This window comes from Paraburkholderia azotifigens, assembly GCF_007995085.1.
Taxonomy (GTDB): Bacteria; Pseudomonadota; Gammaproteobacteria; order Burkholderiales; family Burkholderiaceae; genus Paraburkholderia; species Paraburkholderia azotifigens.
In genome coordinates, this window is sequence record NZ_VOQS01000005.1 from 970129 (window position 1) to 992510 (window position 22382).

The 22382-nt window shown below is 61.2% G+C and carries 27 protein-coding genes and 2 pseudogenes; 15 read left to right on the forward strand and 14 right to left on the reverse strand.

Annotated elements, in window-relative coordinates:
- Positions 1-32: 32 nt before the first annotated feature.
- Both FRZ40_RS36305 and FRZ40_RS36310 read left to right on the forward strand, forming a co-directional pair.
- Positions 33-407, forward strand: coding sequence for a cytochrome b562 (locus FRZ40_RS36305; protein ID WP_028364067.1), 375 nt, complete (start codon positions 33-35; stop codon positions 405-407).
- Positions 408-443: 36 nt separating this feature from the next.
- Complete coding sequence (locus FRZ40_RS36310) at positions 444-1007, forward strand: cytochrome b (RefSeq protein WP_028364068.1); 564 nt, start codon at positions 444-446, stop codon at positions 1005-1007.
- A 58-nt stretch (positions 1008-1065) separates the two neighbouring features.
- Here FRZ40_RS36310 and FRZ40_RS36315 read toward each other — a convergent pair whose 3' ends face one another.
- Both FRZ40_RS36315 and FRZ40_RS36320 read right to left on the reverse strand, forming a co-directional pair.
- Positions 1066-1428: a DUF2127 domain-containing protein gene (locus FRZ40_RS36315; protein WP_338048205.1), complete on the reverse strand. Its 363-nt coding sequence runs from the start codon at positions 1426-1428 to the stop codon at positions 1066-1068.
- 101 nt (positions 1429-1529) lie between these two features.
- Complete coding sequence (locus FRZ40_RS36320; RefSeq protein WP_147237402.1) at positions 1530-2426, reverse strand: AraC family transcriptional regulator; 897 nt, start codon at positions 2424-2426, stop codon at positions 1530-1532.
- A gap of 134 nt (positions 2427-2560) precedes the next feature.
- Between FRZ40_RS36320 and FRZ40_RS36325 the strand changes: the two genes are divergently transcribed.
- The 8 genes from FRZ40_RS36325 to FRZ40_RS36360 all read left to right on the forward strand — a co-directional run bounded on the left by FRZ40_RS36325 (position 2561) and on the right by FRZ40_RS36360 (position 6368).
- On the forward strand, positions 2561-3304 hold the full coding sequence (locus tag FRZ40_RS36325; protein WP_147237403.1) for an SDR family NAD(P)-dependent oxidoreductase: 744 nt from the start codon (positions 2561-2563) through the stop codon (positions 3302-3304).
- A 12-nt stretch (positions 3305-3316) separates the two neighbouring features.
- Entirely contained in the window at positions 3317-3517 is a 201-nt protein-coding gene (locus tag FRZ40_RS36330; RefSeq protein ID WP_147237404.1) for a hypothetical protein, read from the forward strand.
- Between the two features lie 4 nt (positions 3518-3521).
- Positions 3522-3869, forward strand: coding sequence for a nuclear transport factor 2 family protein (locus FRZ40_RS36335; protein ID WP_147237405.1), 348 nt, complete (start codon positions 3522-3524; stop codon positions 3867-3869).
- Positions 3870-3951: 82 nt separating this feature from the next.
- On the forward strand, positions 3952-4164 hold the full coding sequence (locus FRZ40_RS36340; protein WP_338048206.1) for a copper chaperone: 213 nt from the start codon (positions 3952-3954) through the stop codon (positions 4162-4164).
- A gap of 347 nt (positions 4165-4511) precedes the next feature.
- Complete coding sequence (locus FRZ40_RS36345) at positions 4512-5219, forward strand: succinate dehydrogenase iron-sulfur subunit (protein ID WP_147237406.1); 708 nt, start codon at positions 4512-4514, stop codon at positions 5217-5219.
- 29 nt (positions 5220-5248) lie between these two features.
- The gene (locus tag FRZ40_RS36350) at positions 5249-5584 is read left to right on the forward strand and encodes a cupin domain-containing protein (protein ID WP_147237407.1); all 336 of its coding nucleotides are present in this window, start codon (positions 5249-5251) and stop codon (positions 5582-5584) included.
- A 67-nt stretch (positions 5585-5651) separates the two neighbouring features.
- Positions 5652-5864: a hypothetical protein gene (locus FRZ40_RS36355; RefSeq protein WP_147237408.1), complete on the forward strand. Its 213-nt coding sequence runs from the start codon at positions 5652-5654 to the stop codon at positions 5862-5864.
- Positions 5865-5975: 111 nt separating this feature from the next.
- Positions 5976-6368 carry a carboxymuconolactone decarboxylase family protein gene (locus FRZ40_RS36360; protein WP_147237409.1) on the forward strand — a complete coding sequence of 131 codons (393 nt, stop codon included), beginning with the start codon at positions 5976-5978 and terminating at the stop codon, positions 6366-6368.
- Between the two features lie 283 nt (positions 6369-6651).
- Here the strand turns inward: FRZ40_RS36360 and FRZ40_RS36365 are convergent, their stop codons facing one another.
- From FRZ40_RS36365 to FRZ40_RS36385, 5 genes are read right to left on the reverse strand one after another with little or no spacing between them, the layout of a single operon-like run.
- Positions 6652-7530, reverse strand: coding sequence for a helix-turn-helix domain-containing protein (locus FRZ40_RS36365; protein ID WP_147237410.1), 879 nt, complete (start codon positions 7528-7530; stop codon positions 6652-6654).
- 57 nt (positions 7531-7587) lie between these two features.
- Positions 7588-7830, reverse strand: coding sequence for a DUF2249 domain-containing protein (locus FRZ40_RS36370; protein ID WP_240057547.1), 243 nt, complete (start codon positions 7828-7830; stop codon positions 7588-7590).
- Positions 7728-8369: a hemerythrin domain-containing protein gene (locus FRZ40_RS36375; protein WP_240057445.1), complete on the reverse strand. Its 642-nt coding sequence runs from the start codon at positions 8367-8369 to the stop codon at positions 7728-7730. Before FRZ40_RS36375 ends, FRZ40_RS36370 begins: the two co-directional genes overlap by 103 nt.
- 22 nt (positions 8370-8391) lie before the next feature.
- On the reverse strand, positions 8392-9591 hold the full coding sequence (locus FRZ40_RS36380; RefSeq protein WP_147237412.1) for an NnrS family protein: 1200 nt from the start codon (positions 9589-9591) through the stop codon (positions 8392-8394).
- Positions 9588-10112 carry an Rrf2 family transcriptional regulator gene (locus FRZ40_RS36385; RefSeq protein WP_147237413.1) on the reverse strand — a complete coding sequence of 175 codons (525 nt, stop codon included), beginning with the start codon at positions 10110-10112 and terminating at the stop codon, positions 9588-9590. The genes FRZ40_RS36380 and FRZ40_RS36385 overlap by 4 nt, the downstream gene beginning before the upstream one ends.
- Positions 10113-10654: 542 nt before the next feature.
- Between FRZ40_RS36385 and istA the strand changes: the two genes are divergently transcribed.
- The 3 genes from istA (at position 10655) to FRZ40_RS36400 (ending at position 13401) form a co-directional block, all read left to right on the forward strand.
- A complete protein-coding gene (istA, locus tag FRZ40_RS36390) occupies positions 10655-12193 on the forward strand; it encodes an IS21 family transposase (protein WP_147235074.1) in 1539 nt (512 codons plus the stop codon).
- A gap of 9 nt (positions 12194-12202) precedes the next feature.
- Positions 12203-12961, forward strand: coding sequence for an IS21-like element helper ATPase IstB (gene istB, locus FRZ40_RS36395; protein ID WP_137337201.1), 759 nt, complete (start codon positions 12203-12205; stop codon positions 12959-12961).
- Between the two features lie 173 nt (positions 12962-13134).
- Positions 13135-13401 carry a DUF2249 domain-containing protein gene (locus tag FRZ40_RS36400; RefSeq protein ID WP_035540958.1) on the forward strand — a complete coding sequence of 89 codons (267 nt, stop codon included), beginning with the start codon at positions 13135-13137 and terminating at the stop codon, positions 13399-13401.
- A gap of 10 nt (positions 13402-13411) precedes the next feature.
- On the opposite strand, the gene FRZ40_RS46370 is transcribed toward FRZ40_RS36400, so the two are convergent.
- Positions 13412-14011, reverse strand: coding sequence for a YncE family protein (locus FRZ40_RS46370; RefSeq protein WP_420873917.1), 600 nt, complete (start codon positions 14009-14011; stop codon positions 13412-13414).
- On the opposite strand from FRZ40_RS46370, the pseudogene FRZ40_RS45505 reads away from it, so the two are divergent.
- Positions 13968-14303 (forward strand): annotated as a pseudogene (locus FRZ40_RS45505) (integrase); the annotation flags it as partial. The gene FRZ40_RS46370 and the pseudogene FRZ40_RS45505 overlap by 44 nt on opposite strands.
- A gap of 4 nt (positions 14304-14307) precedes the next feature.
- Here the strand turns inward: FRZ40_RS45505 and FRZ40_RS44215 are convergent.
- The 6 genes and pseudogenes from FRZ40_RS44215 to manD form a co-directional block, all read right to left on the reverse strand.
- Positions 14308-14775, reverse strand: a pseudogene (locus FRZ40_RS44215) (Rossmann-fold NAD(P)-binding domain-containing protein); the annotation flags it as partial.
- Positions 14776-14794: 19 nt separating this feature from the next.
- The gene (locus FRZ40_RS36415; RefSeq protein ID WP_147237414.1) at positions 14795-15640 is read right to left on the reverse strand and encodes a GntR family transcriptional regulator; all 846 of its coding nucleotides are present in this window, start codon (positions 15638-15640) and stop codon (positions 14795-14797) included.
- Positions 15641-15669: 29 nt separating this feature from the next.
- Complete coding sequence (locus FRZ40_RS36420; protein WP_147237415.1) at positions 15670-16968, reverse strand: MFS transporter; 1299 nt, start codon at positions 16966-16968, stop codon at positions 15670-15672.
- Positions 16969-17025: 57 nt separating this feature from the next.
- Complete coding sequence (locus tag FRZ40_RS36425; RefSeq protein ID WP_147237416.1) at positions 17026-18063, reverse strand: L-idonate 5-dehydrogenase; 1038 nt, start codon at positions 18061-18063, stop codon at positions 17026-17028.
- Positions 18064-18115: 52 nt separating this feature from the next.
- Positions 18116-19486, reverse strand: a complete 1371-nt coding sequence (locus FRZ40_RS36430; RefSeq protein ID WP_147237417.1) for an MFS transporter — start codon at positions 19484-19486, stop codon at positions 18116-18118.
- Between the two features lie 39 nt (positions 19487-19525).
- Positions 19526-20734 (reverse strand): D-mannonate dehydratase ManD, encoded by a 1209-nt coding sequence (gene manD, locus FRZ40_RS36435; RefSeq protein WP_147237418.1) that lies wholly within the window; start codon positions 20732-20734, stop codon positions 19526-19528.
- A 95-nt stretch (positions 20735-20829) separates the two neighbouring features.
- On the opposite strand from manD, the gene FRZ40_RS36440 reads away from it, so the two are divergent.
- On the forward strand, positions 20830-22299 hold the full coding sequence (locus tag FRZ40_RS36440) for a mannitol dehydrogenase family protein (protein ID WP_147237419.1): 1470 nt from the start codon (positions 20830-20832) through the stop codon (positions 22297-22299).
- Positions 22300-22382 lie beyond the last annotated feature (83 nt).

Here is a 22382-nt window from a genome sequence, read left to right on the forward strand (position 1 = left end):
GGGCATTCACTGTCCTTACAGGATCAATGCCCATGGCCATGCTGCCGTTCCACCCCCATTTCCGCACGTTGCTGTGCGTCTCGCTGCTTGTGGCCGCGCCGCTGGCCCATGCAGGCGAGATCAAGACACTGATGAAGGACATGAAGTTAGCCATGCAGGGCGCGCTGTCCAGTACCACGATGCCCGAGCTGCGCGGCTACGTGACCAGACTCGAAAGCGACGCGCAGCGGGCAAGCAGTCAGCCCTATCGCAGCGACCAATCCACCTACGACGAAGGCATGCGGTCGCTGCAGCAGGAATTGACCGAGGTCGACCGTGCAATCCAGGCAGACGACATGAACGCCGCCAAGCGCGCATTGCACCGGATTAACGGTACGAGGAAGCATTATCACGACCTGCTGAGCTGACAAACCTGAAATGCATTTGAACAGGAACCCCGTAGCATGAAACATGTGTCCCGCTATCCTTTATCGATCAGTCTGCTGCACTGGCTGCTGGCCGTCGCGCTGATCGGCAATCTGATCATCGGCTGGATGCTCGACGACAGGGAGGATCTGCTCGCATTGCACAAGTCGATCGGCATCGTCATCCTCGGGCTGGTGTCGGTCCGTGTCGCGAACCGGTTGCGCGTGCGGCGTCGGCTGCCGCCGTCGACCAATCCGGCCGGAACGCCGGCTTACCTCGCCGAGAAGACCGCCCATCACCTGCTCTACGTGCTGATGATCGCCATTCCCCTGCTCGGTTGGATGAAGACCAATGCGGCCGGACACGTGGCCAGTTGCTTCGGGCTCTTCTCGCTGCCAACGCTGCTACCGAAAAGCCACGAATTGTCGCACTGGTTGGGGGAACTGCATGCGCTGGCGGCCTATGGGCTGGCCGCACTAGTCGGATTGCATGTACTGGGGGCGCTGGCGCACCGGGTACTCAAGTCGGAAAACATTCTTCCCCGGATCCTGCCTTTCACCAGGCGCGTCGAGCAGAAGATGCCAACGAGCGATCGTGGTTGAGTCGTCCGCGCGGCGCTCAAGTCAAATGCCATCGGCAAAGCCGGCGGAACGCGTGCACTCAGGAACGCGCAATGGCTGATCGCTGCGCGTTTCGAAGGGATCGGTACTCGTGCCATGTGAGAGCGAAAATGACGATGTCCAGAGTGGTCCCGAGCAGCAACCATACTGACTGCGTGAATGTGTATCGGTAGACCTGATACGCGATAAACAGGCCGTAGACGATCATCGAGACAGGGTAATACCAAAGCCTCTGTCGCAAGAGGCCGACGATTAGCCAGAGCTTTATCATGCCGTGCCCGAGCAGATAGATCGCAGCAAATTTCTGGGCACCGATGGACAGATGCTGGACAGTATGGAGTAGAAAGTTGACCACGAGATCGTGGGAGTCTTCGGCAAACTCCTCCCTGGTAACCCAAAGCACGAGGGATAAAAAAAATCGCAGTGGAAACAAAGTAAGTGGCAACGCCGACGACGATCTCTGACAGTGAGAAAACAGCTTTCGACCACGGCAGCAATAACCAGTTAGCGTCGCAGTTCAGGCCTCAAGCCTGCAATGATTCGAGCAGCGTCCTTCGCAGGCGGCAATCCGAACGCCCGAGCATATTCGCGACTGAACTGCGTGGGACTCTCGTAGCCGACTTCATGCGCCGCCGTAGTGACACTGTGGCCGGCGGTGATGAGGCGTGTGCGCGCCTGAAGCAGGCGAATCTGTTTCTGGTACTGCAGTGGGCTGAGCGTGGTAACAGCTTTGAAGTGACGGTGAAACGCCGACACGCTCATCGCCGCGTCTTCGGCGAGTTCGTGCATCCGCAGGGGGTGCGCGTAATCCCGGCGGATACGCTGGATGATCCGATTGATTCGCGACAGTGCGGTATCCGGCGTGGCAATGTCATGCAGCATCCAGCCCATCGGCCCCTGCAGCACTCGGTAGAGAATCTCGCGTTCGTAGGCCGGTGCCAGCGCAGGAATATCGGCAGGATGCGTCATCAAACGTAGCATGCGGACCCATGCATCCAGCAACTCCGCTGTCACTGCGGCGACCGAAAACCCCGCGTTTCCGCGAACCGGCCCGGCAGCGTCTGGCAGGTCCGAGAGCAAGCCGGCGATCAGTGCCGGGTCGAGGGTCAGGCTCACCGCCAGATAGGGGGCACCCGATTCGCTGCTGCGCACGATGCCGGCGGCAGGAAGATCGACGGACATGACGAAATACGTGGCGGGATCGTAGTGCAGGGTTTGACCGCCGACTGTCATGGATTTGCCGCCTTGAAGGATCAGGTTGACCATGGGTTCATAGACAGCCGCCAGCTCGTGCTCCGGCACGGCACCCCGCACCATCGCCACGCGTGGGATGCCTGTCTCGGTCCGACGGTTCTGCGCGTGGGCGGCCAACTTCCGCAGTTCGCTCAATTGTTCTTCCATGCCTCCATTGGACTTCGAATCTTGCCTTGGGACAAGCAAAAAAGCAGAAATAGGCAGGATTGAGGGAGGATCAGGCGAGCCGCGAAAGCGGCAGAGACCTATCGTATCGCCGTTGAACTTCAATGGAGCCACACATGGACATCATCGTTATTACCGGAGGCAGTCGCGGCATCGGCGCCAGTACCGCCCTCGAATGCGCACAGCGCGGACTGGGGACCATCCTCACCTGCAACCGCAACCCGGATGCCGCGCAGGGTGTGGTTCGCCAGATCGAAGATGCAGGCGGCAAGGCCGTCGCCCTGCCGCTGGACGTCGCCGACGTCAGCAGCTTTCCTGCTTTCCGTAACGCGGTGGAGCAGGTGCTGGCATCCACCTGGGGGGCGACTCGACTGGCTGGTCTGGTCAACAACGCCGGCTACGGGCTTTACAACCCCATTGAAACCGTCACTGAGTCCGAGTTCAACGGGCTGATGAATGTGCATCTGAAAGGCCCTTTCTTCCTTACCCAAACGTTGCTGCCGTTGCTGCGCAATGGAGCGAGCATCGTCAACCTGACCAGCGCGACCACGCGGGTGGCCACTGCGGGCGTTGCGCCCTATGCGACTTTCAAGGGCGGCCTGGAAGTACTGACGCGCTATATGGCCAAGGAGTTCAGCGAACGCGGCATCCGGGTCAACTCAGTATCGCCTGGCCCCATTCGGACGGAACTCGGCGGAGGTCTGAACGCTGAGTTCGAAGCGCTGCTTAGCTCGCAGACCGCCCTCGGGCGCGTAGGCGAACCGGAAGACGTCGCACGCGCGATTGCTTCGCTGCTGACTGAGGATGGCGGCTGGATCAATGCCCAGAACATCGAAGTCGCCGGCGGTTACGTCATTTGAGAGGGCAAACCAATGATTGATCACGTCTTCCTCACTGCCAGCAACACCCACCGCGCGATGGCCTTCTACGGGGCATTGGCGATCGGCGCGGCCGAGATCCATGCCTCCGGGCCGCAGCTTCACTACGATCTCCGCTTCTACACCGCTCCGATCAGGGACATGGATGGCTGCACCCTGGAATGCGTCTACAAAAGCTGGCAGCACGGAGGTTGATGCGATGAGCGAGCAGACAGACAAGCTGTGCATGGCCGCGGACGCCTTGATCGCGGCAACCAATGCGTTCGACGTCGAAAGCGCGCTTCCCCTTTTTACCGCGGATGCGGTGATTGACGATCCGTCCACAGGCCATCGTTTCGACGGCCATGCCGGCATTCGGGGCTATATTGAGCAGTACTTTATCGGCTATCACACCGTGACCCGCTTGCTGTCCATCGAGCGCCTCGGCAATAGCCATGCTCGCGTTCGCGTCGATTTTACTGGGGACTTCGGCCACGAGATCGGCCTTCTGGAAATACGCGTCAACACCTATGGGATGATCGAACGCATCGACGCGGATCTCGAATGAGCAAAGCGTGGAGTAACGACCGCTGTACAGTCGAAAGCAGTCACACGTGGACGATGTGCTGAAGGACCGAAATGGATTGTGGATTCAACCGGTCGAGGAAACGGATTGGGGAACTCGCCGCTTATATAGTGTCGGTGAGGGAATCACGGACGCGATCATTTCGGTCGATCCCGATGCGAAAGTCGCTGCCGACGTGCGAGCGAAGATGGTGGACGTAGACTCCTGGCTCTTCGCCGAGGAGTTCCTCGTTGCTTTCTACGATGCCGGATATGACGTCCAGATAGCTCAACGCTAGCACGTCCGTTTTTGCTGTCATGACGACGCGCATACCGGTTCGGCGCATTTATTCCAATGCGTTAGTTGATCGCCATGTGCTCGTTGTCAAGGCAACAGGTGTGCCACGATGTGACCGATGTCACTACCGCGGCGCGGGAAAAAGTCGCCCCCTCAATCACATCGTGACATGATTCTGGTGGCAAGGCTCGATCTCGGGCCATCGCAGCATCCGATCAGGGGGCAACCAATTTGATATGTCGTCGATCGAATCTCTGTCCGGGATACGATCGGGCGGCGATGAAGAGACGCGGTTCGAGGGAGGGAACAACATACGCTGGGCGATCGGTTCCACAGAGGAGGAACATCGTGAGTGAAACGAGAATCTTTGAGATTTTCCGCTACGATCCAGACCGGGATTCCAAGCCGTACATGCAAACGTACGAGATAGAGGTAACTCCGAATGACCGGATGTTGCTCGACTTACTTGTCCGACTCAAGGCACAGGACGAGACGCTAAGCTTTCGGCGTTCGTGTCGCGAAGGCGTGTGCGGCTCAGATGCGATGAACATCAACCGCAAGAATGGGCTCGCCTGCATAACCAACCTTAACGACATCCCCCGCCACACCGTTCTGCGTCCACTGCCGGGATTGCCCGTCGTTCGCGACCTGATCGTGGACATGACCGCGTTCTTCAAACAGTACCATTCGATCAAGCCTTACCTGATCAACGACACTCCGCCGCCCGAGCGGGAAAGGCGCCAGACGCCGGAGGAACGCGATCAACTCGATGGTCTTTACGAGTGCATCCTGTGCGCGTGCTGTTCCAGTGCATGCCCGTCGTACTGGTGGAATCCAGACAAATATGTTGGTCCCGCCGGGCTCCTGCAAGCCTATCGCTTTCTGGTCGATTCCCGCGACGAGGTCACGGGCGAGCGGCTTGACAATCTTAACGACCCGTACCGCCTTTTCCGTTGCCGGACGATCCTGAATTGCACGGACGTTTGTCCCAAAGGCCTGAATCCGGCAAAGGCGATCGGGGAGATCCGCACCATGCTTGCGCGCCGGATGATCTGAGTGCCGCAATCTGACTTTGGGAGGCTGTTATGGCAATGCCACGAGCGATACAGGGAGAACTGATCGACGTTCGACCACTTGGTGATGCACTGCGGGAGTCGAAATCGATCACCCTCATGCGGTCGGACCACCTCGAGGTCGTTCGGCTTGTGCTTCCGGCAGGCAAGCACATTCCCGAGCACCGGGCGCCGGGGGAAATAACCGTGCAGTGTCTGGAAGGAGTTGTCAAATTCGGCACCGGCGCGGGAGCGCAACTGATGCGCAACGGGGACATGCTATTTCTTCTGGGCGGGGAATCACATTGGCTCGAGGCCGTGGAAAACGCCTCAGTGCTTGTGACCCTTTATCTTCCGCACAATCAATAGGGCACCCAGGGCCGGTCGGCAAGAGCAACATTGCAAGTGAGGCCCGGAGGGCAATCTAGAGGCGAGAATGAGCGAGCAAGCACGCATTGATTTTCTCGTCGAACGCGACGGGTTGCCGCAGGCCGCCGAGTGGGTGCGCCGCACGATGCACATTTACCGTCGTGCGGTCCTCAGCAGAGGACATTTCGACCACTCCCATCCCTACCGGCACCGCTTCATCGTTGCATATCTGGAGTTCAAGAGATGGTTACGAACGGGTTCCACAGCCCGGCCGGCGTGACGGCGGGCTTTGCGGGGCCCTTCTTTCCCGGCGGTGTCAGCACCGGCACATTGCGCCCGATTGAGTGCGTCGATGTCGACCGCGGACGTCCGCGTTTTTTGCAGAAGGTGAATGATGGAAAACTCAATGTATCCGCAGCCAAGCCCGGAAATTGCCAGACAACGCCGGGAACTCGCACCCGAATCCCTCGCTGCGTTCAGGGCTTTCAGTAGCAGTGTTTTCGCTGACGGCGCGCTGCCGGCTAAGACGAAGCAACTGATTGCGGTGGCCGTCGCGCACGTAACGCAGTGTCCCTATTGCATCCGTGGACATACGAAGGAGGCCCTGAAGGCTGGCGCATCGGAGAAGGAGATCATGGAGGCAATCTGGGTCGCAGCCGAGATGCGTGCGGGCGCAGCTTACGCGCATTCTGCACTCGCGCTCGACGTGATGAGGGAAGAAGGGCAGTCGCGTGAGGCCTTGCAAAATCGGACGACGAGACTTTCGCCTAACGACGTCACGTGAGGTCTGCCTCGGCACGCGTGACACCTGTTGATCTCGACCAGATTGCCGCTCAACAACGGTTGCAGGTCTGGCCACTCGACGCTGACCTCCCCCGGCGTATGCGCGATGAGAATGAGCGTTGCAATCTCGTGTGGTGACAACATTGGGAAATTCGCGGTGCAAGTGGACAGCGCATCGCTTGCTGATGCGGTGTCGCTTGCTGGTTGTCCTTGTCCACCCTGCTGCTCTTCAACGTGGATGAGTCGCCGATACGCCGGGCCTTCGACTTCGCAGGAAGTTTCCATCACTGTCCTCCTGGCCGACTTTCTGACAAGCGAGTCTCAGGTGCGTAACTCGCGCGCCCGCCAGCGCCCTGCTGAATCCGGGAGGGAGAAATGCAAATGTCTGTCGCCAGCCTCTGCAACCCTTCAATATCCAGAATCCGGAGATCCTTGCCGTGCACCTCTATCAGCCGGCGCCCCTGCAATTTCGACAACATCCGGCTGACCGTCTCGAGCTTCAACCCGAGGTAGCTGCCAATTTCCTCGCGCGTCATCTTCAGCATGAACGCGGCAGCGGAGTAGCCGCGTGCCTGCCAGCGCTGCGAAAGGTCGGCGAGAAAGGTGGCCACCCGCTCTTCCGCCGTCGTGGTGCCGAGCAGCATCATGTGGGTGGACTCGCGCACGATCTCGGCACCCAGCATCTGGTGCACATGGTGCTGGATCGCCCTCACTTCGCGGCACAGCATCTCGAGCAGTTCGAACGGCATCACACACACGGAACTGTCTTCCAGCGCGATCGCCTCGCAAGCGTGTCTGCCGCTGGCAATGCCATCGATGCCGAGCGTGTCGCCAACGATGCCGAAGCCCGTGACCTGCTCGTGCCCCTCGCGATGCATGACCACGGTCTTGAACGAACCCGCGCGGACTGCATAGATGCTTCCGAAGCTGTCTCCCGGTCGATACAAGGCATGCCCGCGGTTCACGGTACGGACGCACTGCACAGCATCGTTGAGCCGATCGTGGGCCAAGGTGTCAATTGCGCTGCGTGTGCGCAGTTCTGCCATCGCACACGTCTTGCAGCCGATGTCGGCCGTCCACCTCCCTTGTTCGCCCGGCCGTGCGAGCAGTTCATGGTGGGCGACAGAAGTGGGGCTTCTCTGGGGTACGGTTGTGGTCAGCATGCTTTCCTCTGTCCATGAATATTCAGGTGGGCGGATGTGTGGACCTACGCGGGCATGTCAATCCACGGCCGTCACCGTGAAGTCGATCACGATGTTGCCCGGCTCACGAGCGACGTATCCGATGTCCACGCGCGGCCCGAAGTGATACTCAACCTGCGCCAGGAGGGGAAGTGGGTCGTGATCGTTGACAAAGCGCATCACCTCGCCTGGCTCCAGCGCATCAAGCGCGCCGAAAATGGCAGCGTGGCGGAAACGTCTCGCAATACCGCGCGCATCGAAGACGTATTGCTGGGAAAGAATGGGAAGGACGTCTGCTGGATTTCGCATGGATGTTTCTCCTGAAAGGCGGCCGATCGTGGCCGCCACTGCGGCGTGATGGTGCGTCGGGCCACCATGGCCGCGCTTGGTCTGTGAGCGCGGTAAGCGCCGACAAAGTCAGCTACCCGGCGCCGTTCGAGCAGCCTTGTTTTCCGGTCGGCGACATCGGCGAGCACGACGCGCAATTGCACCAATGCGGCCTCCAGGGAACGATGCTCGTCGAGCAAGAATGCGATCCGTCCGCCCACCGGCGAGCACTGGCGTCGACTGATCTCAATGAGCATAGGGAAGAGATCCTGTTCCTCGTCAGCATGGTGATGCGGGCCCGCCACGTCGAAATAGCGCATGATGTTTCTGGCTGCCTGCTGCGCCTGCGTATCCGGGCCATACAAAGGCAGATGTGCCGCGAGCTTCTCGAGCGTGGCGCACTGAGCGGCAATGCGCTCATGGCACGCCCTGAGCATTTCGACCGGTTCGTCGAAAGAGAGCGCGGGCTTGATCAAAGAGTTGTCGGACTTCATTTTGCGCTCACATCGTTTCGCTTTAGCCAGCCTTGCCGTCGGCTCGCGGACGTACCAGATAGGGCCAGTATTGGCGCACGTACAGCGCGAACGCCACGCACCAGCACAGGCCGGCAGTGTCGATCCACCAGGCACTCCAGCCACCCGCGAGCAACGGGCCGAAAACGCGCAGGATAGCGGCGGCGATCACAAGGCAGTAACAGGCAATCTCAGTTGACCCGGCGACGAGCCTTCTGCCGGTATGGCCGAGCGCGGTGCGCGTGATCATGGCGATGATCGCGCCTCCGAGCGCACCAACGGTGAGGGCGTGCAGCGCGATGGAATGCGGCACCAGTCCGACCGCGCTCAGCGCCAACAGTGCGAAGCCAAGTGGAACCCAGGCGTAGGCCGCATGGAGGATCGCGAGAATCGGCCGGCGGCCGACCTGCCACGAGCGCCATCCCGTGAGCCGCACGCCATGGATCGCTGCCGTGGCGCCTGCCGCGCTGGCCACAAGCCACGCGCTCGCGCCCAGCGCGTGGAACGCAAACGCCAGCAGCGGCAACGGCACGGCCAGCGCTTCAATTGCCCACCAGCGCCTGAATGCATAGCCGGGTATAGCGTTAGCCGTGAACATCGGCGTGACGCGACCGGCGATGATGGTGACGAGCGTCACCAGCAGTCCAACGGCGGCGTCAGCAGAGCGCAATGCCAGATCGGCTCGTCCCTGCAACACCCATACGTGAAACACGCCGTTCAGAAGGCCAAGCATGCCCAGCACGACGGGCACAAAGATATTGTGGCGATTGCGCGCCGGAATGAGCACGTACAGCAGAACGATCATCAGGACCGGCAGAAACGCCGAATCCACGATCGCGGCCGTCGGCTCCGGGCCGAACCATACCGCGATGCGTCCAGCCAGCCACAAAAGCCATAACAGGGCCAGCGGTGCGCCCGATGGTGTTTCGTGCGATGTCCAGGCCCGCACCGCCGTCAGCAGGAAACCGGCAACGATGGCCGCGGCAAACCCGAAGATCATTTCGTGCGCATGCCACAGGATACCGTTGAGTGACGTCATCCGGCCCGCCGGTGCAATGCCATGCAGCGCGCCAAGCCAGACCAGCATGGCGAGCACACCGAACAGCGCGCCCCCGAGATAAAACGGCCGGAAGCCGAGTCTCAGGACGGACAGCTCCGATGCCGGAGACACGAAAAAAGGACGGCGCGGGAGATGCATTTTCATTGCCTGGCTCCAGCGCGGCGGTTCGTACCGCCACGCGGGCGCGACACTGACACGGCATCCGACACCAACTCGCGGCGCTGAGCTATGCCGAGGACAGTCACCGCCACCGTAGGCGCCGCGATGGCCTCTCGCAGTGTCATGGTGTCGAGCTCGTGGAGAAAGGCGTCGACCGCCCGGTACAGCCTGCGTCTGAGGTTGCAGGCCGGATAAATCGCGCAGTCGTGCGCGACGGTCATATCGTGGCAACGCACGACGGAAAAATCTTTCTCGGCGACACGCACGATTTCCCCTACCGAAATCTGCTCGGGCGCGCGTCTCAGGCTGGCGCCGCCGGCCCGGCCGCGCGTGGTCTCGATAAAGCCGGCGCGACTGAGCTCGTGGATGATTTTCGTCAGGTGATTGCGCGAAATCCCGTAGGCTCCCGCGATTTCGTCGATCGTTGCAACGCCGCCGTCCGGGTACTTCAGAGCCAGATACATCATCACTCGAAGCGTGTAATCGGTGTAGACGGTGAGGTGCATAGTGGCTCCATCCTTGAAGCGACACGATGGGTCTGAGCTCGGAGCGTCCCGCTTCGGAGCTCATTTAACATGCATTAAAAATATATCATTTACGCCAGATTCGCAATGACGCTGACCGATTGGTTTTGAATCTTGTCGAGTGCGTGACGATTTTCTCCATGCTTTTACGGCGCCTTAGACCACCGACGGTGGCCACATCATTGTCATGGTGTGGCAAATTGACCCTGATCAGACTCCCGTCGGTGTCGCTGTGCTAGAACATGTATTAGCGATGTATGTTATGCGCCCAATCAAGGCCACCGGTTAAGTAGCGGCCCCCGGGCCATCTTGAGCGACGCAGTTCGTGAGGTGCTCCGTTGGTGCGTATTTCACACCAAGCTGGACAGTGATTTCGCGGCAAGCTGGACAGGCATTTCACGCGAAGGTGGACACGGATTTCACGGCAAGCTGGACAGCGATTTCACACGAAGCTGGACAGTAACGCTCTGATGTAGCGACGCGGGTCAACCGTGGCACGCTCGACGATTTCGTCGAGAGGCCACATGGCATATCCAACGTTGACCATGCGTAAAATTCGTGAAGTGCTGCGCCTGCATTTCGACTGCGGGTTTAAGCAGCGTGAGATTGCCCGGGCAGTCGGTGCCTCTCCAACGACAGTCGGACAGTATGTGCGGCGCATGGAGCGCGCAGGGCTTACCTGGGCGGTGTCGGCGACGCTGTCCGACGATGAACTCGAAGCGCTGCTGTACCCGCCGCCACCACAGGTCGAGGGGCAGCGGCCCGAACCCCACTGGCCCACCGTCCGTCGCGAGCTCTCGCGCAAGGGCGTCACGCTGGATCTGCTGTGGAACGAGTACAAGGCCGAGCATCCGGACGGCTATGCGTACACGTGGTTCTGCACGCACTACAGCCAGTGGGCCAGCTCGTTGCCCCTGACATTGCGCCAGACGCACGCTCCGGGCGAGAAGCTGTTCGTCGACTACTCCGGCGACAGGGTCGCAATCATCGATGCGGCGACGGGCGAGATCCGTGAGGCGGAGCTCTTCGTCGCAGTGCTCGGCGCGTCGAACTACACGTACGCCGAAGCGACCTGGACGCAGCAGTTGCCGGACTGGATCGGCTCGCACGTGCGTGCGTTCGAATTCATCGGTGGCTGTCCTGAGATTGTCGTGCCGGATAACCTTAAGTCAGGCGTACACAAGCCCAGCTTCTATGATCCGCTGATCAATCGCACCTACGCAGCAATGGCCGCGCATTATTGCGTCACTGTCCTCCCGGCTCGCAGCGGGAAGCCCCGCGACAAGGCAAAGGTTGAACAGGGCGTACTCCTGGTCCAGCGCTGGATTCTCGCCCGGCTGCGCAAGCAGCGCTTCTTCAGTCTGGCCGAGGCGAACCGGGCAATCGCCGGATTGCTCGCCAGCCTGAACAACAAGGCCTTCAAGAAGCTGCCGGGTTCGCGCCGCAGCGCCTTCGAGGAACTTGACCGTCCGGCGCTCAAGGCGTTGCCTGTGCTGCCGTACCAGTACGCCGACTGGAAGGTCGCCCGCGTCGGCATCGACTATCACGTCGAACTGACTGGTCATTACTACTCGGTCCCACATCGCTTTGCGCGCGAACAGGTTGACCTTCGTTACACCACATCGACGGTCGAGATCTTCCATCGCGGCAAGCGTATCGCCGCGCACGCAAAGAGCGACCGGCGCGGCGCCCATACCACGCTCAATGAACACATGCCCGCTAACCATCAGGCCGTCACTGGCTGGGACCCACAGCGCCTGCGCAACTGGGCGGACAGCATCGGCCCATACACCGCCGCAGTCATCGAGCATCTGCTGGGCGGTCGCCAGCATCCGCAGCAGGCCTATCGCACCTGTCTTGGTGTGCTTCGGCTCGCAAAGGACTATGGCAACGAGCGACTTGAGGTGGCCTGCTGCCGCGCCATCGATCTCAAAGCGCCGGGGTACAAGTTCATCGCCTCAACGCTGAAGAACGGTCTGGATCAGCAACCCTCGCCGACATCTGCACAGGCCGACTTACCGCTTACGCACGCCAACGTGCGTGGGCCCAACTACTACCATTGAAGGAGAAATATGCTCAGACATCCGACCATCGAGAAGCTGCACGAGCTACGCCTGAGCGGCATGGCCGCCGCGCTCACCGAGCAGCAGGGACTCGCCGACATCGAAGCAATGAGCTTCGAGGAACGACTGGGTCTGCTTGTTGAGCGAGAGTCCAGCGTGCGCGAATCACGGCAGACGACGGCGCGGCTACGCCGCGCAAAACTGAAGTTCCCCGATGCCGTGCCCGAGGACATCGACTACCGCTCGGCACGGGGACTCGACCGCAGTCTCATCGGCCAGCTGCTGACGTGCAACTGGATTCGCGAGCGCAACAGCACGGTGATCATAGGCGCCACCGGTCTTGGCAAGACCTGGCTGTCTTGTGCACTGGCCAACCAGGCATGCCGTCAGGGCTTCTCAACGCTGTATCTGAAAATGCCCCGGTTGAACGAGGATCTTGCCATTGCCCACGGTAGTGGCCGCTACGCACGCCTGCTGGCGCAGTGGGCAAAGACGGACGTCCTGCTGATGGATGACTTCGCGATGGCGCCCATGAGCGACGGCGCCGTGCGCGACCTGCTGGAGATTCTTGATGATCGTCACGGCCACCGTTCGACGCTTGTGACAAGTCAGATTCCAATTGAGAACTGGCACGCGGTACTCGGGGATCCGACGCTCGCCGACGCCATTCTCGATCGACTCGTGCACAACACCTATCGCGTCAATCTCAGCGGCGAGTCGATGCGCAAACACAAAAAGAGTTTGACCGACAAACCCCGATCAGAGTAAAAATCGGAAACCCCGCGTCGCTGCGCTCCGACTGTCCAGCTTCGCGCGAATCAGCCGTCCACCTTCACGCGAAACGCGTGTCCAGCTTCCACGAATTACGCATCCGTTGGCCTGTGCATTGAGGCCTCTTGCACATCTCACGGTATTTTTATGTTTCATTCTGGAGTACGAACATGTCCGCTCCCACAATCCCTGCTGCCTCCGTCATCGTCGTCGATATTGGCACCGTTGATCCGCACGATCGTCATTCAATGGCTTTCGGCACGTTCGCAAAACTGGCCCCTGGTCAGGCGCTTGAGCTCGTATCGGACCACAATCCTGAGCCGTTGCTCGAGGAGTTTGTTGCTGAGCTTCCGGACGAGTTCTGGTGGCGGGGCGAAAAAGGTCCCCTCGACCTGTGGCACGTGCTGATTGGCAAATCGGAGACGGCACTCGATTGACTGCAATGACCTAATGACTGTGCGTACCACAACCGGTCAGAATCATGAACGACAGCCCACGGTACAGCGGCCGATACCTCGCGGACGGCAGCCACGCGCTGCATGACCGCCGTCCTTTTCCAGGCTGATCACGGTGCCGGAAAACACGGGAATCATCGGCTCGCCGTGCCAGGCTGCGCGTGTCAACGCGTGCGCCAGTGGGACGGCCACGTGCGCTAATCCGGTAAGGACCGCGCACACGAGCAGTTGGGATAGTTGCGGTGAACATCGAGACGATGCCTGCTTCACCGGCAACATAGAGCGTACCCATGGCGGCCTCGAATGCGAGTACGTCAGGACCATCACCCACGTCAAAAGACTGGATGACCTTTCGCGTGAGCAGGTTCAACTCCAGTAGCCTCGCGTTGTCTTCACAGGCGATGAATGCCAGATGGAGTTGCGGAACGATATAGAGGCCATGATTGCCTTTCGCGCCCGGCAGGTCGATCTGCGAGACGATCGCGTCGTTCGCGGGGTCGATCTCGACGCGTTTTCGTCGAGATTGCGAGTTGACGAATATGTGATGAGACGCCGCATCGTATTGGGTGTTCCTGCGGCGACCCTCACCCACTCATCGCTGGACGGGGCCGCCGCGCCCGCGCAACGGTGTGGAATGGCGCCCCTTCGCGGGCGCCCTCTCGGCCAGATCGACTGCGCACGCGCTCACCGTGCGGTCCGCGATGTATCGCTGGCTGGTTGAACAGCGCTACGTATTTGCCAACCCTTTCGCGGGAATTCGGGTGCGTGGGCGCGCGCGGCACGCCGGGCTCGATGCCAGTCGCTCTTTCCCCGAAAGCGAGTGGCGGTTGCTCCGGACCATTGCCGACGGGCTCGAGTGGTCGCACGGCTGGAGCGAGGCTGCCGATGGCGCAACGCTGTCGCGTCCCGGTCGATGAACACGCGAAGGCTGCGGGGTGGCCGTTCGAGCAAAGCTGCCGTCGCGGCGTCATCTCCGGTGCTGCCAGCCTGCAGCATTCGACAGGTATCGCGGGTCAGCATCGACCCGGGCACACCGTCGAGCAACGCCGCCCCGATTCCAATCAGCCGACCCGGCATACGAACCTGCAAGAAGGAACCCAAACCGAGCGATCTACGATAGATCGCCAGCATCTTCCGATACTCGACCTCTTCGCCATCCACCACATCGACCACACGCGGGTCGCCAGCACCGCCATCCAGCAGGCGCTCAACGACTTCGGCCAGTTCCTCTACATGGACCGGCCGCATGCGCTGATGACCACCCGCAGGCAGAGCGTGGATCGGCAGGCTTGCGAGCATCCGGAAGAAAGCCGCCGACGCGCCTGTAGCTCCATAGACAAGCGCAGGTCTCACGACGCAGTAGCTGGAAAAACCACTAAAGCATCAGCTTCACCGCCTCCGGCTCGTCTGCTTCAAACCAGTCCGGATTCAGTTGCGCCACGGGACCGAGCGACACCAGTATCTCCCGCAGATGCGCGCGCATCGCGCTCTCCGCTGCATCGGGATCGTGCGCCTTCAGCCCGCTTACGATGAGTGCATGTTGCTTGATTAGCAGATCGAGCGGCGACACTTCATGCAGGCTCAGATAGCGCACCCGGTCCATCTGCGCCTTGATGTCCTGAATCGTCTCCCACGCCGCCACGCAATCGATGGACTGCGCGATCAGGAAGTGAAACTGCTCGTCGCAGGCGAGAAACGCGGCCGTATCGTTGAGCTTCGCCGCAGCCTTCTGCTCGCGCAGATTCGCGGCGAGGTCAGCGAGTTGCGCATCGGTGATGGCTTCGGCGGCCTTGCGCACGACGGCAGCCTCGATCGCCTCGCGAATGAAGCGCCCTTCCCGCACCTTGCGCGGCGAAATCCGTTTCACAAAAGTGCCGCGCTGCGGCAACACCTGCAGCACGCCGGCTTCGACGAGCTTGATGAAGGCTTCGCGGACGGGCTGCCGGGACACCTGAAACATCTCCGACACATCTTTCTCCGAAAGCGGAGTGCCGGGCGCGAGCAGGCCGGTAAAAATCGCCTCGCGCAACGAACGGAAAATCTGCTTGCCGATCGGCTCGTGCGAATCGACGGACAAACCCTTCAACGCCCCGCGTAGCGGCGTCTTCTGCTCGCCAGACACCGCGCGTGCGCGGCTCGCGGCAGGCTGCGCAACGGTCAGCGCGGCGGGTCCTTTCTCGCGCCGGGACGCGGCCTTCGAGCTTGCAATTTTCGTGTCCATACCGGTAATCGAAGACTAATAGCGTGAAACTACCATACTAGTTTACGCTCTACCGGCTCTTTTTGCGATCTGGGCTCGCGGATGAAAACGAGCGCGCACAGCGCGCCGATCACGGCGATCGCCCCCGCCAGCACAAACGCGCTGCCATAGGTGCCATGTGTCGCCTGAACCATGAAGCCGGTCACGGCCGGTCCGATCACGCCCGCGAGATTGGCGAGCAGGTGCACGAAACCGCCGACGCCGCCCACATTTTCGCGGCGAACTGTGTCCTGAATCACCGCCCAATACACGGAACCCGTGACATACAGGAAGAAGATCGACACCGACATCAGCGCCACCGCACCCTGCATGCTCTGCACGCGTCCGGCGAACGCGACGCACACGGCCGCAGCGCCGAGACAAACCGATAGCACGATCCGGCGCGACAACAACGGCTTGCCGGTCAGACGCAGAATGAAGTCAGTGATGAAGCCGCCCGCCGCGAGCCCGATGCTGCCAAGCACCCACGGGATCACCGTCGCGATGCTCATGTCGTGCAGCGACATATGATGGGCTTCCGTCAGATAGGTTGGAAACCACGACAGGAAAAAGAACAGCACGTAGTTGTACGAGAAGAACGCGAGCGCGGTCGCCAGAATAATGGGCTGCTTCAGATAGAAGCCGAGCCCCGTTTTCTTGCCGTCAGGCGCGTGTTCCATCGATGAAGCCTGCTGCTGGCCCGAGACAATCAGATCGAGTTCCGCCGGCTTCACACGCCTGTTCTGCTGCGGATGCTCGGTCGTGGTCATCGACCAGAGCACGAGCCACGCAAGGCCGAACACCATGATCGCGACGAACGCCCAGCGCCAGCCGAACTGGATCGCCATATAGCCGACGACGGGCCCCGCTAGCGCGCCGCCGAGCGGCGTGCCCGAGCTGATGACGCCGATCGCGCTTGCCACTTCGCGGCGCGGAAACCAGTTGTTCACCATCTTGCTGTTCGACGAACTGAACGGCCCTTCGCCCATGCCGAACAACACGCGCAGCACGATCAGGGAAACGATCCCGCTCGCGAGCGCCGTCGCGCCGCAGAAGATGGACCAGATGCCCATCGCGCTGCCGAACACTTTCTTCGCGCCGAATTTATCGGAAGCCACACCGCCGATAAAATTGAACAGCGCATAGCCGACGAAGAAACTGCTGAACACGATGCCCATCTGCGCATGCGAGAAGTTCAGGTCTTTCTGGATCAGCGGCGCGGCAATCGAGAGCGCCGCGCGGTCGAGGTAGTTGATGACGCTCGCGAGAAACAGCAGGCCGACGACGAACCATCGCTGGCTCTTGATCATGATGTGTGTCTCCAGTGCTCCGCCTCTTTGTGGATCCGGGCGCTTCAGGTGGAAAGGTTAGTCGAAGTGCAAATGGACCTTCATCGATTGGGTGCGGTCATGCGCGATTTCAAAAGCGCGGTTGACGTCTTCGAGCGGGAACGCGTGCGTCATCAGCGGACGCAGATCGATCTTGTGCGAGCCGAGTTCTTCGGCGGCGACGGCGTATTCGTCGGTGAAGCGGAACGAACCCTGATAGCGAAGCTCTTTCGACATCACGAGATTCGCTGCAACGGGCGATTGCCCCGCCGGCAGATTGCCGACCTGAATGACCGTGCCGCCCGCGCGTGCGGCGCGTAACGCTGTATCGAGACCCGCCGTACTGCCCGACGCTTCCAGCACCACATCGAAGGTGCCGCGCTGCTGCGCCCATTGATCAATGCGTGCGTGATCGGTGGCGAGCACGGTTTCGTCGGCGCCGAGAGTCGTCGCCATCTGCAACGCTTTCTCCGCGAGATCGAGAGCAACGATGCGGTGCGCGCCCGCACGTTTTGCCACTGCAAGCAGGATGCAGCCGATCGGTCCACAACCCACCAGCAGCACCTTCGCTCCAACGAGCGATCCGGCGAGCCGCAGCGCATGCAGCGCCACCGCAAGCGGTTCGGCCATCGAGGCCTGCGCGAAGTCGAGCCCGTCGGGCACGGGCATGCATTGATGCGCGCTCACCGCGATGAACTGGCGGAACATGCCCTGCATATGCGGAAACGTCGATGCGCTGCCCATGAAGCGCATGTTCAGGCAATGATTCGGCATGCCCTTGATGCAGTATCGGCAGGTGCCGCAGTTGAGTCCGGGGTTCACGGCGACACGTTGCCCGACCGCGAGACCGCTCACGCCTTCGCCGAGCGCTGCAACCTCTCCCGCGACTTCATGGCCCAGCACGAACGGCTCGCGCACCGGGAAATCGCCGCTCTTGCCCTTGAAGTAGTACGAGAGATCCGAGCCGCAAATCCCGCCGGCACGCACGCGAATCTGGACCTGACCGGCCTGCGGTTGAGGCGCATCGAGTTCGTCGATGAGGAGTTTCTTCGGCTCGTGAAGAACGGCTGCAAACATGGTCATGGTCCTGTATCGAGGTGTTGCTGTATCGGTGCGCTCAGTGGCGCGCTCAGTGGCGCGCAGCGAATGCGGCCGCCGCGTGGGTTTCGTGCTGGGCCGCTTCGCGTTGCGGCGCGCCCCAGTCGTGCAGATCGCCGCCGCGTCGCGCAGGCGCGGTTTCGGGCAGATGGAAAACGCAGACGGCCGAGATGATGCCGAGCAGCGCCACATAGATGACGAGCCCGATCGAATTGCCATGCGTCGCCTGAATCAGCTTGACCGCGACGAGCCCCAGCACACCGCTGCCGATCAGCGATCCGATCTGCCAGATGAGCGCAATGCCGCTGCATCGAACACGCGCTGGAAACAGCTCGGGGAAAAGCGAGGCCTGAGGCGCGTAGCACAGGCTGTGACCGACCGAGATCGCGAGAATCATCGCCGCCTGAATGGCAAGGCGGCTGCCGCTGTCGACGGCATGAAACAGCGGTACGACGACGAGCACTTGCAGCACCGCACCTGCGATGAATGTCGTGCGCCTGCCGATGCGGTCCGATAGCGCGCCCGCCATCGGAATCGCGAGCAGTTCAAGTACGACGGCAACGATGATCGTCTGAAGCAGCAGGCTTTCGCTGATGTCGTGCGCACGTCCGTAGGCGAGCACGATCATCGTGTACATCGCGAAGGTGCACGCCTCGATCAGCTTTGCGCCGACGCCTTTGACGATAGTCGGCCCAAACTGTTTGACGACCTCGACGACGGGCCGCGACTCGACTGCCTTGGTCTCGCGGATGCTGGCGAATATCGGCGATTCCTCCGTTCGCAGCCGGATATACAGGCCCACCACGACCAGCACGATGCTGCCCAGAAACGGCAGGCGCCAGCCCCAGTCCATCAGTTGCGCATGTGTGAGCGTCGCACTCAGCAATGCAAAGAGACCGGACGGAATCAGAAAGCCCGCTGGCGCGCCGAGCTGCACGAGGCTCGCAAAGATGCCGCGTTCGCGAGGCGGCGCGTACTCGGCCGTCAGCAGCACCGCGCCCGCCTGTTCGCCGCCGACGCCGAAACCCTGCAGCACGCGAATCAGGATCAGCGAGGCCGGCGCCCAGATGCCGATCTGCGAATAGTCGGGCAACAGGCCGATCGCGAACGTCCCCAGCCCGACGATCAGGATCGTGACGATCAGCGCCTTCTTGCGTCCGATGCGATCGCCGAAATGCCCGAATACGATGCCGCCGAGCGGCCGCGCCACGAAGCCTACGGCATAGGTTGCGAATGCTGCGAGCGTGCCGATCAGCGGATCGCTCGACGGGAAGAACTTCGCGCCGAACACGAGCACCGCGGCCGTGCCGTACACAAAGAAGTCGTAGTACTCGGCGGCTGTGCCGATCGTCGATGCAGCGGCCACACGCCGCAACATCGCACGGGTTCTTTTGTCTGCCATGCCTGTCTCCTGGCTATCGTTCTATCTATCGACGAGGTCTTACCAGTTCCACAGCGTGCCGTCTTCGAGCCGCGCAACGGGCAGGTACGCCGGGTCGTACGGATAACGCGCAGCGGCTTCCTCGTCGATATCGACGCCGTGGCCCGGCGCTTCGCCCGGATGCATCATGCCGCGATCGAAAGTCCATGCATGCGGGAACACGTCGAGCGCTTCCTTCGGGAAACCCATGTATTCCTGCACGCCGAAGTTGGGCACCCACAGGTCGAAATGCAGCGCCGCGCCCATGCACACAGGCGACAGATCCGATGGGCCGTGACAGCCCGTGCGAACCTGATACAGCGAAGCAAAATCGGCGATGCGCTTCAGGTGCGTGATGCCGCCCGCGTGCGTCAACGTCGTGCGGATGTAGTCGATCAACTGCTCTTCGATCAGCTGCTTGCAGTCCCAGATGCTGTTGAACACTTCACCGACGGCAATCGGTGTGACCGTGTGTTCCCGGATCAGACGGAAGCCTGCCTGATTCTCTGCAGGTGTCGGGTCTTCCATCCAGAAGAGCCGGTAAGGCTCGACGGATTTACCGAGACGCGCGGCCTCAATTGGCGTGAGACGGTGATGCACGTCGTGCAGCAGGTGGGTATCGAAACCGAACTTGTCGCGCACGGCTTCGAAAAGCTTGGGCACGAAGTCGAGATACTTTTCCGACGACCAGCTTTGCTCCTCGACAGCCCCTTTAGTCGCGGGCTCGTACATGCCGGAGCCCTTCGACACGCCATAGACCGACCGCATGTTCGGCACGCCGCACTGGATGCGGATCGCCTTGTAGCCGGCTTCGATGTGCTCCTCGTAGCGGTCGAGCGCTTCGGGAATGTCACGTCCCGTCGCGTGACCGTAGACCATCACGCCTTCACGCGACGCACCGCCCAGCAGGCGGTACAGGGGAAGATTCGCCACCTTGCCCAGGATGTCCCACAACGCCATGTCGACGGCAGCGATTGCGGTCATCGTTACCGGGCCCCGGCGCCAGTACGCGCCCTTGTAGAGAAATTGCCAGATATCTTCGATGCGCCCCGGATCGCGCCCAATCAGCAATGGGCAGACATGGTCCTTCAGGTACGACGCCACCGCGAGTTCGCGGCCATTCAACGTGGCATCGCCAATGCCATGCACACCCTCGTCCGTCACCACCTTGAGCGTGACGAAATTGCGGCCGGGACACGTGACGATCACGTCGGCGCGGACGATTTTCATGGGGATTTCCTTGAGTCGCATTCGATGAAACTGATGCTACCATACAAGTATATTTAATCGTCAACAACGGGTTTTCCCGCGCTTCGGACCAGAACATGACCGTCAGACCATCGCTTTCCCGCAGTGCACTCAGTTCATTGAACGACCACGTGCTTGGGCCCGCATGGCGCGATCCGCGCATCGGCATCGTTCATTTGGGGATTGGTAACTTTCATCGCGCGCACGAGGCCGTTTATACGGAGGAAGCGATGCTCGCGGCCGGTGGCGACTGGGGCATCTGCGGCGTGACTTTGCAGGGCGACGTGGGCAAACGCGACGCGTTGATGGCACAGGACAGCTTGTATAGCGTCGTCGAGCGAGGGCCCGAAGGCGTGCGTGTCACGGTGATCCGTGCGCTCAGGGAAGTGCTCGCCATGCCGCACGATCACGCACGTCTGTTCGAGCTGCTCGCCGATGCAAACGTGCGGATCGTCTCGCTGACGGTCACCGAGAAAGGCTATTGCCGCGACACGCGAACGGGCGACGTCGACCTGAGCCACGAAGGAATCGCGCATGATCTGGCGCATCCGGACAATCCGTCGACTGTACCCGGCATCCTCGCCGCCGCGCTCAGGCAGAGACGCGACGCCGGCACGCCGCCTTTTACGGTGCTGTCATGCGACAACCTCTCGCACAACGGTGCCGCGTTGAAGCAAGCGGTCGTGTCCTATGCTCGCGTACTAGACGCGAAACTTGCCGACTGGATCGATTCACAGGTCGCGTTTCCGTCGACGATGGTGGACCGCATCGTGCCCTCCACCACCGATGCGGAACGCGAAGCCGCGCTCAGCGCATTGAACGTTCACGACGCCGCGCCCGTGCCCTGCGAGCCGTTTCGCCAATGGGTGATCGAGGACCGCTTTCCGGCAGGACGCCCGGCGTGGGAGCGAGTCGGCGCGCAACTCGTCGACGACGTAATGCCGTTCGAGCTCGCGAAGCTGCGCATGCTCAACGGGACGCATTCGACACTCGCCTATCTCTCGATGCTCGCGGGCTTCTCGACGATCGATGAAGCAATCGCCCATCCGCCTCTGAGAGCACTGATCCACGCGATGATGACGGACGAAATCGCGCCGACGCTCGACGTCCCGCCGTCATTCGATGTGCTCGCCTATCGCGATGCGCTGCTCGCGCGCTATGCAAACACGGCGCTCAAGCATCGCACTGCGCAGATAGCGATGGATGGCAGCCAGAAGATTCCGCCGCGGCTGCTCGCAACGATCGAGGCGCGTTTGAACGCGGGACAATCGATCCAACGGCTGACACTGGCCGTTGCCGCATGGCTCGTGTTCCTGCGCGGCCACGCCGACGACGGAACGCGCTATGACATCAACGATCCGATGGCTGCGCGCCTGACGGTCAATGTCCCCACCGACCCGGAACAACTCGTTGAAACCATGCTGTCAGTCAAGGAGGTGTTCGCGCCTGCACTGGCGAACCATGACGTTTTCCGGCGACAGCTGGTGGAGGCTGTCAGGGCCATCCAGCACGGGGCACTGCAAGCCATTGCGATTGCGCGTAACTGATGTGGCGTGGCTCCTGACGTGAACCGAAGACGCACGGCCATACAACAGGCCCTTACATCAGGCGAAGCACGATTCCCTGAAGG

Coding starts and splice junctions, on each gene's coding strand:
- FRZ40_RS36305 (WP_028364067.1), top strand. CDS start 33: ATGGCCATGCTGCCGTTCCACCCCCATTTCCGCACGTTGCTGTGCGTC.
- FRZ40_RS36310 (WP_028364068.1), top strand. CDS start 444: ATGAAACATGTGTCCCGCTATCCTTTATCGATCAGTCTGCTGCACTGG.
- FRZ40_RS36320 (WP_147237402.1), bottom strand. CDS start 2,426: ATGGAAGAACAATTGAGCGAACTGCGGAAGTTGGCCGCCCACGCGCAG.
- FRZ40_RS36325 (WP_147237403.1), top strand. CDS start 2,561: ATGGACATCATCGTTATTACCGGAGGCAGTCGCGGCATCGGCGCCAGT.
- FRZ40_RS36330 (WP_147237404.1), top strand. CDS start 3,317: ATGATTGATCACGTCTTCCTCACTGCCAGCAACACCCACCGCGCGATG.
- FRZ40_RS36335 (WP_147237405.1), top strand. CDS start 3,522: ATGAGCGAGCAGACAGACAAGCTGTGCATGGCCGCGGACGCCTTGATC.
- FRZ40_RS36350 (WP_147237407.1), top strand. CDS start 5,249: ATGGCAATGCCACGAGCGATACAGGGAGAACTGATCGACGTTCGACCA.
- FRZ40_RS36355 (WP_147237408.1), top strand. CDS start 5,652: ATGAGCGAGCAAGCACGCATTGATTTTCTCGTCGAACGCGACGGGTTG.
- FRZ40_RS36360 (WP_147237409.1), top strand. CDS start 5,976: ATGATGGAAAACTCAATGTATCCGCAGCCAAGCCCGGAAATTGCCAGA.
- FRZ40_RS36365 (WP_147237410.1), bottom strand. CDS start 7,530: ATGCTGACCACAACCGTACCCCAGAGAAGCCCCACTTCTGTCGCCCAC.
- FRZ40_RS36375 (WP_240057445.1), bottom strand. CDS start 8,369: ATGAAGTCCGACAACTCTTTGATCAAGCCCGCGCTCTCTTTCGACGAA.
- FRZ40_RS36380 (WP_147237412.1), bottom strand. CDS start 9,591: ATGAAAATGCATCTCCCGCGCCGTCCTTTTTTCGTGTCTCCGGCATCG.
- FRZ40_RS36385 (WP_147237413.1), bottom strand. CDS start 10,112: ATGCACCTCACCGTCTACACCGATTACACGCTTCGAGTGATGATGTAT.
- istA (WP_147235074.1), top strand. CDS start 10,655: ATGGCATATCCAACGTTGACCATGCGTAAAATTCGTGAAGTGCTGCGC.
- istB (WP_137337201.1), top strand. CDS start 12,203: ATGCTCAGACATCCGACCATCGAGAAGCTGCACGAGCTACGCCTGAGC.
- FRZ40_RS36400 (WP_035540958.1), top strand. CDS start 13,135: ATGTCCGCTCCCACAATCCCTGCTGCCTCCGTCATCGTCGTCGATATT.
- FRZ40_RS36415 (WP_147237414.1), bottom strand. CDS start 15,640: ATGGACACGAAAATTGCAAGCTCGAAGGCCGCGTCCCGGCGCGAGAAA.
- FRZ40_RS36420 (WP_147237415.1), bottom strand. CDS start 16,968: ATGATCAAGAGCCAGCGATGGTTCGTCGTCGGCCTGCTGTTTCTCGCG.
- FRZ40_RS36425 (WP_147237416.1), bottom strand. CDS start 18,063: ATGTTTGCAGCCGTTCTTCACGAGCCGAAGAAACTCCTCATCGACGAA.
- FRZ40_RS36430 (WP_147237417.1), bottom strand. CDS start 19,486: ATGGCAGACAAAAGAACCCGTGCGATGTTGCGGCGTGTGGCCGCTGCA.
- manD (WP_147237418.1), bottom strand. CDS start 20,734: ATGAAAATCGTCCGCGCCGACGTGATCGTCACGTGTCCCGGCCGCAAT.
- FRZ40_RS36440 (WP_147237419.1), top strand. CDS start 20,830: ATGACCGTCAGACCATCGCTTTCCCGCAGTGCACTCAGTTCATTGAAC.